8 protein-coding genes and 1 riboswitch are annotated in these 10,319 nt (G+C 73.4%); of the genes, 3 read left to right on the top strand and 5 right to left on the bottom strand.

From position 1 onward, the window contains the following. Positions 1–22: 22 nt before the first annotated feature. The 3 genes from purH to ABD671_RS05390 all read right to left on the bottom strand — a co-directional run bounded on the left by purH (position 23) and on the right by ABD671_RS05390 (position 3,857). Positions 23–1,597 carry a bifunctional phosphoribosylaminoimidazolecarboxamide formyltransferase/IMP cyclohydrolase gene (gene purH / locus ABD671_RS05400; RefSeq protein ID WP_344732236.1) on the bottom strand — a complete coding sequence of 525 codons (1,575 nt, stop codon included), beginning with the start codon at positions 1,595–1,597 and terminating at the stop codon, positions 23–25. 44 nt (positions 1,598–1,641) lie between these two features. After that, positions 1,642–1,717: riboswitch (ZMP/ZTP riboswitch) on the bottom strand. Between the two features lie 205 nt (positions 1,718–1,922). After that, positions 1,923–2,546: a phosphoribosylglycinamide formyltransferase gene (purN, locus tag ABD671_RS05395; protein WP_344732235.1), complete on the bottom strand. Its 624-nt coding sequence runs from the start codon at positions 2,544–2,546 to the stop codon at positions 1,923–1,925. A gap of 42 nt (positions 2,547–2,588) precedes the next feature. Next, positions 2,589–3,857 carry a cell division protein PerM gene (locus ABD671_RS05390; protein WP_344732234.1) on the bottom strand — a complete coding sequence of 423 codons (1,269 nt, stop codon included), beginning with the start codon at positions 3,855–3,857 and terminating at the stop codon, positions 2,589–2,591. Positions 3,858–3,924: 67 nt separating this feature from the next. Here ABD671_RS05390 and ABD671_RS05385 point away from each other — a divergent pair, with 67 nt between their 5' ends. From ABD671_RS05385 to ABD671_RS05375, 3 genes are all read left to right on the top strand, one after another. Next, the gene (locus ABD671_RS05385) at positions 3,925–5,769 is read left to right on the top strand and encodes a hypothetical protein (protein WP_344732233.1); all 1,845 of its coding nucleotides are present in this window, start codon (positions 3,925–3,927) and stop codon (positions 5,767–5,769) included. A gap of 179 nt (positions 5,770–5,948) precedes the next feature. Then, positions 5,949–6,452: a SigE family RNA polymerase sigma factor gene (locus ABD671_RS05380; protein ID WP_344732232.1), complete on the top strand. Its 504-nt coding sequence runs from the start codon at positions 5,949–5,951 to the stop codon at positions 6,450–6,452. Continuing rightward, positions 6,445–7,593: a hypothetical protein gene (locus ABD671_RS05375; protein ID WP_344732231.1), complete on the top strand. Its 1,149-nt coding sequence runs from the start codon at positions 6,445–6,447 to the stop codon at positions 7,591–7,593. Before ABD671_RS05380 ends, ABD671_RS05375 begins: the two co-directional genes overlap by 8 nt. Positions 7,594–7,648: 55 nt before the next feature. Here the strand turns inward: ABD671_RS05375 and sucD are convergent, their stop codons facing one another. Then, on the bottom strand, positions 7,649–8,542 hold the full coding sequence (sucD, locus tag ABD671_RS05370; protein WP_344732230.1) for a succinate--CoA ligase subunit alpha: 894 nt from the start codon (positions 8,540–8,542) through the stop codon (positions 7,649–7,651). 37 nt (positions 8,543–8,579) lie between these two features. Then, positions 8,580–9,746: an ADP-forming succinate--CoA ligase subunit beta gene (gene sucC, locus ABD671_RS05365; RefSeq protein ID WP_344732229.1), complete on the bottom strand. Its 1,167-nt coding sequence runs from the start codon at positions 9,744–9,746 to the stop codon at positions 8,580–8,582. Positions 9,747–10,319: the final 573 nt, after the last annotated feature.

Genomic DNA, 10,319 nt, shown 5'->3' with positions numbered 1-10,319 from the left:
CCGACCGCCCCGCGGCCGACGATCAGTGGAAGAAGTGCCGCGTCCCGGTGAAGTACATCGTCACGCCGGCGGCCTGGCAGGCGGCGATGGTGAGCTCGTCGCGCACCGAACCGCCCGGCTGGACGATCGCGCTGACGCCGGCGTCGATGAGGATCTGCGGGCCGTCCTCGAAGGGGAAGAACGCATCGGAGGCGGCCACCGAGCCGCGGGCGCGCTCCTCGCCCTCGACGAGGGAGTTGGCGCGCTCGACGGCCAGCTTGCAGGAGTCGACGCGGTTGACCTGGCCCATGCCGATGCCGACCGAGGCGCCGTCCTTGGCGAGCAGGATCGCGTTGGACTTCGCCGCGCGGCACGCCTTCCAGGCGAAGGCGAGGTCGGCGAGCACCTCGGGCGAGGCGGCCTCGCCGGTGGCGAGGGTCCAGGTGGCGGGGTCGTCGCCCTCGGCGTCGACGTGGTCGACGGTCTGCATCAGGACGCCGCCGGAGATCGGCCGGAACTCGACCGGGTCGGGGTGCTCGTCGACGGGGCAGACGAGGATGCGGATGTTCTTCTTGCCCTGGAGGATCTCCACGGCGCCGTCCTCGTAGCCGGGCGCGACGATCACCTCGGTGAAGACCTCGGCGACCTGGGCGGCCATCTCCTTGCTCACCGGCCGGTTCACGGCGATGACGCCGCCGAACGCGGAGACCGGGTCGCAGGCGTGGGCGCGGCGGTGGGCCTCGGCGACGTCGGCGCCGACCGCGATGCCGCAAGGGTTCGCGTGCTTGATGATCGCCACCGCGGGCTCGGCGAAGTCGTTGGCGGCGCGGCGGGCGGCGTCGGTGTCGACGTAGTTGTTGTACGACATCTCCTTGCCGTGCAGCTGCTCGGCGCCGGCCAGGCCGCCGCGCCAGTGCCGGTAGAGGGCGGCCTTCTGGTGCGGGTTCTCGCCGTAGCGCAGCACCGCGGCCTTCTCCCACGTGGCGCCCGTCCAGCTCGGGAAGCCGGTGCCCTCGGAGGTGTCGGTGAGCACGCTGCTCATCCAGGAGGCCACGGCGACGTCGTAGGACGCCGTGTGCTGGAAGGCCTGGGCGGCCAGGCCCTTGCGCTGCTCGTAGGTGAAGCCGCCGGCGGCCACGGCGTCCAGGACGGCGCCGTAGGACGCCGGGGAGGTGATGACGGCGACCGAGGGGTGGTTCTTGGCGGCGGCCCGCACCATCGAGGGGCCGCCGATGTCGATCTGCTCGACGCACTCGTCGACGCTGGCGCCGGAGGCGACGGTCTGGGTGAAGGGGTAGAGGTTCACCACGACCAGGTCGAAGGGCGCGACGCCGAGATCGGCGAGCTGCGCGACGTGGGTGTCGAGGCGGCGGTCGGCGAGGATGCCGGCGTGCACGCGCGGGTGCAGGGTCTTGACCCGGCCGTCGAGGCACTCGGGGAAGCCGGTGAGGTCCTCGACCTTGGTGACGGGCAGGCCGAGGTCGGCGATCAGCTTCGCCGAGCCGCCGGTGGAGACCAGCTCGACGCCGGCGTCGGCGAGGCCGCGGACGAGGTCCTCCAGCCCGGTCTTGTCGTAGACGGAGACCAGTGCGCGCTTGATGGCGATGCGGTCGGACATGTCGCTCCTGTGATCGGCGGCCGGAGGCCGTGCTTCGTCGTCAGGCCGGGCACCCAGGCGGACGATGCCCCGACGTCACTCCCCGGTGGTCACCCACCTGCGCCAGTCGTGTGGCCCGATCCTATCGGCTCGCGAGGGGTGCTCTGACCGCCCGAGGGCGCGGTGCGGACTCGCCTGACCGGTGTGAAGCGAGGGGCGGATGGGATCCGGATCCGAGGATCGGTCAGCTGAGTCTGTCGGTTCGTGACGCAAGACTTGCCTGACCGATGGCAGGAGTCACCGGGCGCCCGGTGACTCAGACGTCCGACCCTCCGACGTCCGACCCTCAGCCGTCCGACCCGCGGCCTCCGACCCGGACCCGACGCCCCTCGACTCGGTAGCCCTCGCGCATCATCCGCCCGACGGTCTCGACGAGCATCGTGCGCTCGGCGGCCTTGATGCGTTCGTGCAGGGTCGCGACGTCGTCGTCGTCCTCGACCGGGACGGCGCTCTGGGCGACGATCTGGCCGGTGTCGACGCCGGCGTCGACGAGGAACAAGGTGGCGCCGGTGACCTTGACGCCGTACTCGAGCGCGTCGCGCGGGCCGTGCATGCCGGGGAAGGACGGCGAGAGCGCGGGGTGGGTGTTGACGGTGCGTCCGCCGAAGGCCTCGAGGAAGCGCTCGCCGACGAGCTTCATGAAGCCGGCGAGCACCACGAGGTCGGGTCGGTGCTCCGCGACGGCGGCGGTGAGGTCGGCGTCCCAGGCGTCCCGGTCGGCGGCGTCGCCGACCCGCCGCACGAACGTCGGGACGCCGCTCCGCTCGGCGCGCGCCAGCGCCTCGATGCCGTCGCGGTCGGCGCCCACGGCGACGACCTCGGCCCCGTAGCCGGGGTCGGCGCAGGCGTCGAGCAGCGCCTGGAGATTGGTGCCCGAACCGGACACGAGGACGACGAGGCGGGCGGGCACGGCCCGGAGTCTAGTGACGCCGAGCGGTCGCCGGGACGACGGTCAGGCGGCCTGCCGGCGCTGCCACCAGGTCGCGATCAGCCCGGCGAGCAGTCCGGCCAGGCCGAAGGAGACGATGGCGTGCAGCAGGGCGTCGCCGACGTGCGGAGCGACGTCGCGCATGCGGCCGGGCCCGATGGCGCCGCCGGCGAAGGCCGTGAGCACCCCCAGCGCGAGGGCGGCGAGGAGTCCGCCGCCGAGACCGCGCACCGCACCCTCCTCGTAGCGGGCCAGGGGCACGCGCCGCAGGGCGCGCAGGGTCGCGACGAAGGCCACCAGGGCGGGCACGCCCAGCAGCCCGGCGACCCACGCCGGCGGGGTGCCGACGTCGGGCAGGGCCGCGAAGATCGGCAGCATCGGCAGCGGCCCGAGCACCACGCCGCTCGGCGCCACCAGCGTGCCGGTGCCCACGGTGAAGCCCGGGCCGAGCATGTAGGCGCTGGAGAACAGGACGGCGTTGGGCAGCACCGCCGCCCCGAGCCCGAGCATGAGGACGACGTCACCGGGCCCGGTGTGCAGCTGGCTCATGATGTTGGCGGCCGTGCGGACGTCGAGCGCGAAGGCCGCGACGAAGGCGAGGAGCGCGACGAGCAGCCACGTGCGCAGCACCGAGCGGGCCACGAGGGCCGAGGCGCGGAGCGCGGGCGGTGCGGCGGCGGCCCACACGGCGGCGCGTCCGGACCCGACGGCGATGGCGGTGCCGCCGATCCCGAGGCAGAGCAGCAGGCCGAGCAGCACGATGCGGGCGACGTCGAAGCCGAGGTCGGTGCCTGCGAACCGGGAGGCGGTCGAGGCGGTGATCACCGCGACGACCAGGTAGCCGAGCGTGAACAGGCCCGCGGCCACCGGTACGGTCCAGTCGCGTTCGCCGTCGGCGAGGGCGTCGGCATCGGGGCCGTGCCCCGAGCAGGCCTCCCCCACGCGGTGCCCGAGCCGGGCGATGGTCACGGCGCTCAGCACCGTCACCCCGAGGGGGACGAGGGTGAGCGCGACACCCTGCACGTGCACCCCCGAGCCGAGGCCGACGAGCCAGGCCTGCGCACCCGCGCGCAGGCCGTCGCCGGCGGTGCCGTGCGAGCCGGAGTCGGTGAGGAACCAGCCGATGACCCCCAGCGAGCCGGTGAGCAGCATCGTCAGGAGCGCTGCCGCCGCGCCGCCGCCGGCGGCGAGGAGGGCGAGCGGACGGCGTCCCGGAGCGGGGGCCGGACCGTGCGGACGTCCGCGCCCGGAGCGGGCGGCACCCGAGGTGGGACGAGGCAGAAGCGAGGTCATGGCCCGGCCATCATCGCCCGGAGGCCTGCGTCGGCCGGGCTGCCACGCCGGGTACGGTGAGCCGGTCATGTCCGAGGTGAGGGTCGAGTCCACGGGCGCGTCGGCCTTCGACGCGTTCTACCGCAACACCCGCGATCGTCTGCTGCTGCAGACCTTCGCGCTGACCGGCGACCTCTCGGCGTCCCGCCGGGCCGTGCGCGACACCTTCGTGGTGGCCTGGCACCACTGGTCGAAGATCGGGCGCTCGGAGGACCCCGAGGCGTGGGCGCGACCGCACGCGTGGGCGCACGCGCTGCGACGACGCAACGCCCGCCCGTTCCACCGCGAACGCCACCTCGAGCCGGGCAACAAGGACACCCTGGACGCCCTGGCCACGCTCAGCACGGAGCAGCGCCGGGTGCTTCTGCTCAACCACCTCGTCGCGGTCGACCTGCTCGACCTGGCGCGGGAGGCCGGCCTGACCCTGGAGGCGGCCGAGACCACCCTGCAGCACGCGACCGCCGGGTTCGCCCACGCCCGCGGGGTGCCGAGCACGAGCATCCGGCCCTACCTCGACCTGCTCGAGGAGGAGGTCCGCGGCGTGCGGTGGCCGCGCCACACCATCATCCGGCGCGCCGGTTCCACTCGGCGCCGGGTGCACACCGCGGCCGGTGTGGGGCTCACGGTGGCCGCGCTGGTGGTCTCCGGCACCCTCGTCACCGACCCCGACGGCGCCCGGCCGACCCTCACCCGGGACGCCGCGGCCCCGACCGCTCCGCGCTCGCCGGCGGCGCCGCCCGATCTGCCGGTCACCGCGCTGCTCCCTGCCACGGCGCTCACCGGGGTGCGCGGTCTGGCCGCCGAGCCGTGGATCGAGACGCGCACGCACGACAACTCCGCCGGCAACGGCCGGGCCCTGCCCTGTCAGGGGGCGCGGTACGCCGACGCCGGGGGCTCCTCGCTGCTGGTGCGCGACTTCCGCTCGGGCCCTCGGCGCGCCTACCAGCTCGCCGAGACCTCGGCCGGCACGCCCGCCGCCCGTCGCGCCTTCGACACCGCGGCGTCGTGGTTCGCCGCCTGCGAGGACCCCGGCACGCAGCTGCTGGCCACCTACGACGTCCCCGGCACGGGCGACGAGGCCCGCCTCTTCGTGCTCCGCGACTGGACCGCGCCGTCGCGCAGCCTGATCGTGGGCGTCGCCCGGACCGGGCAGATCCTCACCGCCACCGCGACGTCCTCGCCCGGTGCACCGGGCGACCTCGACCCCGGTGCGGCGCTGCTGCGGGCGGGCGTCACCGGCCTGTGCGACCTCCCCTCCGGCGGCGCCTGCGTGAGCGACGACGCCGCACCGCGGGCCATCGCGCCGCTGCCGATCAAGCCGCATCCGGAGCTCCTCGGCGTCGTCGACCTCCCGCCGGTGTCCGGCGTGTCCGATCCCTGGCAGGGCAGCGAGGTCACCGAGGTCACCCAGAACGTCGCGGCCACGCGCTGCGATCGCGCGTCCTTCACCGACGCCGTCGACGGGACGCCGTTCACCAGCACCTCGACGCGCACCTTCCTCATCCCGGGGGCGCGGCTGCCCGCGGAGTTCGGGCTCACCGAGAGCGCCGGGGTGCTCGACGCGCAGGCGGCAGCCACGTTCGTGGGCACGGTCCGCGACCGGCTCGCGCGGTGCAGCGACCGTCAGATCGGCACCGAGGTCACCCGGCTGGCCACCAGCACGAGCGCGACCCGCGACCTCACCGCCTGGCGGGTCGTCAGCCAGGTCACCGACGACTCCTCGGTCACCTACCTCATGGCGATCCTGCGCGACGGCCCCCGCGTGGCCCAGGTCGGCTTCATCGCGGCCCCGAAGGCCGACCTCCCCTCGGCGTCCTTTGTGGCGCTGGCCCGCCGCGCCCTCGACCGGCTCGGCGAGCTCAAAATCGACTGAGCCTGGCGCGTCACGCCCGCTGTAACGCGCGGTTACGGGTAGTTCCCACCCCTCCTGACGGCCTCCCAGTCCCCGTAACTGCGCGTTACAGCGAAGCGGGTGCAACCGTTCGGCCACCCTGGGCGTATCCCCGGTGATCGCACCGACGCGATCACGAGATGTGAGGACCACCCCACCCGATGGACGACCACGAGTTCGACGCCTTCTACACCGGCTCCTACAGCCGGTTGGTGGGCCAGCTCCATGCCCTGATCGGCGACCGCACCGAGGCCGAGGAGTGCGTGCAGGAGGCGTTCGCCCGCGCCTGGACGCATCGCCGTTCGCTCACCCGCGACGGCCAGCCCGAGGCCTGGGTGCGCACCACCGCCTACCGCCACGCGGTCAGCCGCTGGCGGCGGGTGGCCCGCGGACGCCGTCCGGCCGACCGGGCGCTCGCCCCGCCGGACGCCGCCCGCGGCCCGGACGCCACCCGTCTGGACGTCGTCGCCGCCCTGGCCCGGATCTCCCCCGACCAGCGCCGCGCGATCGTGCTGCACCACCTCGCCGACCTCTCGGTCGAGGAGGTCGCCCGCGAGGTCGGCGCGCCGGTCGGCACCGTCAAGGCCCGGCTCAGCCGCGGTCGCACCGCCCTGGCGGCCCTGCTCGCCGCCTCCGACTCCTCCGAGGGGATCACCCATGCCTGAGCACGACCAGCTCGACGACCTGCTCGCACCGCTGCGCTCCCCCAGCGTCAGCGGGCCGCCCGCGGCCGAGATCCGGCACCGCGGCGAGCGCCGTCAGCGCCGCACCCGCGCCCTCCTGGCCACCGGGGTCGCCGCCGCCGTCGCCGCCGTGGCGATCCCGCTGACGGTGGGCGGCGGCCCCGACACGCGAGGGGAGACGCCGGTGGCCACCGATCCGACCACCACCCCGTCGCCGACGCGGGTCGACACCACGACCTTCCTCGACGACCTCGACGTCACCACCGGCATGCGCGGCCGGGTGCAGCGCGGGACGACGTTCGAACCGGGCATCGACACCTGCGCCGCGGCGGCCCTGCCGGGCGCGACGCAGGACCTCGCCTCGGCCACGGTGGCCCAGACCGAGGGACAGCGGCGCCGCTGGGTGTTCGCCTACGAGTCCGACGGTGGGGCGACAGCTGTGTTCGACGCCCTGCGCACCGCGCTGCCGGATTGTGCGGACGCCGAGGTCGTCGACGACGGCGCCACCTCGCTGGCCTACGTCGTCGGAGCCGCCCGGCTCGACACCGGTGAGGCCACGGTCGTCCGCGTCGTCCTCATCGGCGGCTACGTGCTGATGGACGCCGCCGACATCCTGGGCGCCGGCAGCGACCAGGTCGTCGAGCAGACGCTCACGCTGCTGCGCGACCAGGCGACGCGGCTGGAGGCCGATCTGCGCCTCCAGGGCGACCAGCCCGCCCCGACCGACCTCGAGCCGCCGGCAGGCGTCGGACCGGTCGGCCTCGGGATGGGCCGCGACGCCCTCGAGGCACTGCCCGGCATGGACTACACCGGCCCGGGCGCCGAGAGGTGTCAGCCGTTCGCCGTCCCGCTCGGCGACGACGAGGTGGTCACCGGCACCTCCGGCCCACGGGACGTCGTGTCGATCGACCTCCCCTCGGGCGCCCCGGCTGCCGGGCTCGCGATCGGAGACGACGCCTCCGGCCTCGAGGTGACGGCCGACGACGGAGGATCCGGCGACTCCGGCACCGCGACGGTGGAGCCTGCCGACGCCCCGGACCGGCACTACCAGGTGACGGTCGAGAACGGGCGCGTCAGCGCCGTCTCGCTCGTACTGGACGCCAACGACTGCGGCGTCTTCTGAGAACGCATGAGGGCCCCGGGAGCATCGCTCCCGGGGCCCTCGTCGATCCGATGGATCAGAGGTTCTGCATGATCTCCCGCATCAGGGCGGCGGTCTCGGACGGCGTCTTGCCGACCTTCACGCCCACGGCCTCGAGGGCCTCCTTCTTGGCCTGCGCGGTGCCCGCCGAGCCCGAGACGATGGCGCCGGCGTGGCCCATGGTCTTGCCCTCGGGGGCGGTGAAGCCGGCGACGTAGCCGACGACCGGCTTGGTCACGTGCTCCTTGATGTAGGCCGCGGCCCGCTCCTCGGCGTCGCCGCCGATCTCGCCGATCATCACGATCGCCTTGGTCTCGGGGTCGGCCTCGAAGGCCGCGAGGGCGTCGATGTGGGTGGTGCCGATGATCGGGTCGCCGCCGATGCCGATGGCGGTGGTGAAGCCGAAGTCACGGAGCTCGTACATCATCTGGTAGGTCAGGGTGCCCGACTTCGAGACCAGGCCGATGGGGCCCTTGCCCGCGATGGTGTGCGGCGTGATGCCGGCCAGCGACTCGCCCGGGGTGATGATGCCGGGGCAGTTCGGGCCGATCATGCGGGTGCCCGCGTGGTTGGCCTCGGACTGCAGGTAGCTCCACACCTCGGCGGTGTCCTGCACCGGCACGCCCTCGGTGATGACGACCATGAGGCCGATACCGGCGTCGACGGCCTCGATGGCGGCGGCCTTGGTGAAGGCCGGCGGCACGAAGAGCACCGACACGTTCGCGCCGGTGGCCTCCATGGCCTCCTTGACGGTGCCGAAGACCGGCAGCTCCTTGCCGGCCAGCTCGACGGTGGTGCCGGCCTTGCGGGCGTTCACGCCGCCGACGATGTCAGCGCCCGACTCGAGCATCAGGGTGGTGTGCTTGGAGCCCATGCCACCGGTGATGCCCTGGACGATGATCTTGGAGTCCTTGTTCAGGTAGATCGACATGCTTCTTCGTCTCTCAGTTCTCGTGCGTCCGGGGCGATCAGGCGTTCGCCAGCTCGGCGGCCTTGTCGGCGGCACCGTCCATGGTGTCCACGACGGTGACCAGCGGGTGGTTGAGCTCGGCGAGGATCGCGCGGCCCTTGTCGACGTTGTTGCCGTCGAGGCGGACGACGAGCGGCTTGCTCGCGGCGTCGCCGAGCAGCTCGAGGGCGCCCTTGATGCCGTTGGCGACCTCGTCGCAGGCGGTGATGCCGCCGAAGACGTTCACGAACACGCTCTTGACCTGCGGGTCGTTGAGGATGACGTCGAGACCGTTGGCCATGACCTGCGCGTTGGCGCCGCCGCCGATGTCGAGGAAGTTGGCGGGCTTCACGCCGCCGTGGTTCTCACCGGCGTACGCGACGACGTCCAGGGTGCTCATGACGAGACCCGCGCCGTTGCCGATGATGCCGACCTGGCCGTCGAGCTTGACGTAGTTCAGGCCGAGGTCCTTGGCCTTCGCCTCGAGCGGGTCGGCCTCCTCGCGGATCTCGAAGGCCTCGTGCTCGGGGTGGCGCACCTCGGAGGCGTTCTCGTCGAGGGAGACCTTGCCGTCGAGCGCCTCGAGCTTGTCGCCGGCCAGCCGCGCGAGCGGGTTGACCTCGACCAGCGTGGCGTCCTCCTCGACGAAGACCTTGTACAGCGACTGGATCATCGCGACGGCCTGCTCGAAGACGGGCTCGGGGAACTTCGCCTCGGTGGCGATCGCGCGGGCCTTGGCCTCGTCGACGCCGGTGCCCGGGTCGACCGGGATCTGCTTGACGGCGTCGGGGTTGGTCTTCGCGACCTCCTCGATCTCGACACCACCCTCGACGGACGCGATGCAGAGGTACTGGCGGTTCGCGCGGTCGAGCAGGAAGGAGAAGTAGTACTCCTCCTCCGGCGGGGTGGCCGGGGTGACCAGCACGCGGTTCACGGTGAGGCCCTTGATCTCCATGCCGAGGATGTTCGAGGCGTACTCGTAGGCCTCGTCCGCGGTCTTGGCGATCTTGACGCCGCCGGCCTTGCCGCGGCCGCCGGCCTTGACCTGCGCCTTGATGACGGTCACGCCACCGATCTGCTCGGCGGCGGCCTTGGCCTCCTCGGCGGTGGTGACGACGACGCCCAGCGTCGTGGTCACACCGTGCTTGGCGAAGAGCTCCTTCGCCTGGTACTCCATCAGGTCCACTGATCCACCAGTCTCTATATGTCGATGTGAGGGCGCGGCAGCGCGCCACAGCACGGGGCCGCGGGGATGTCCCCGGCGCACCCTAGTCCTCCGCCCGCACGGGGACGAGACCAGGAGCCCGGACGTGACGCACGTCATGGCAGCCGCGGGAACCGTCGGACGTCGCGGAGCGTCGAGGTGCGTGTGCGGCGCGCCCGGGTGCGGGGCGCGCCGACACGCCGGTCCTCCCCCGCAGTGGTCCGGTCCGGTTTCAACCCGGCGGCCTCGTCGGTTATGGTCGGGTCTCGCCCGCGTCCGGCAGTCTCCCCCCGACTGCTACCCACAGCCGCGCTGCTGGACGTCGCCTGCAACCAGCATCGGAGTGCTCATGGGGAACCACCGAGCGGACAACGTCGACACTCGTCGCGACCCCTCGATGACCCCTCCGGTCACCTCTCCCGTCACTCCGGCGGCGCCGGACTCCTCGGCGCCCGCCCCCTACGTCGGCAAGCGCGTGCGCGACGTGAGCATTCGCGAGGAACTTCTCGCGCCGTCGACCTACGTCGGCAAGCGAGCCGCCCGCCCCGCGGCCGC

This window comes from Nocardioides fonticola, assembly GCF_039536805.1.
Taxonomy (GTDB): domain Bacteria; phylum Actinomycetota; class Actinomycetes; order Propionibacteriales; family Nocardioidaceae; genus Nocardioides; species Nocardioides fonticola.
The sequence above is the reverse complement of the archived record's forward strand: the minus strand, read 5'-3'. Positions and strand labels throughout refer to the sequence as shown.

Excerpts from the sequence above, each read along its gene's own strand:
- ABD671_RS05390 (WP_344732234.1), bottom strand. The coding sequence starts at position 3,857 with ATGACCTCGCTTCTGCCTCGTCCCACCTCGGGTGCCGCCCGCTCCGGG.
- sucD (WP_344732230.1), bottom strand. The coding sequence starts at position 8,542 with ATGTCGATCTACCTGAACAAGGACTCCAAGATCATCGTCCAGGGCATC.
- ABD671_RS05380 (WP_344732232.1), top strand. The coding sequence starts at position 5,949 with ATGGACGACCACGAGTTCGACGCCTTCTACACCGGCTCCTACAGCCGG.
- ABD671_RS05375 (WP_344732231.1), top strand. The coding sequence starts at position 6,445 with ATGCCTGAGCACGACCAGCTCGACGACCTGCTCGCACCGCTGCGCTCC.
- ABD671_RS05385 (WP_344732233.1), top strand. The coding sequence starts at position 3,925 with ATGTCCGAGGTGAGGGTCGAGTCCACGGGCGCGTCGGCCTTCGACGCG.
- purH (WP_344732236.1), bottom strand. The coding sequence starts at position 1,597 with ATGTCCGACCGCATCGCCATCAAGCGCGCACTGGTCTCCGTCTACGAC.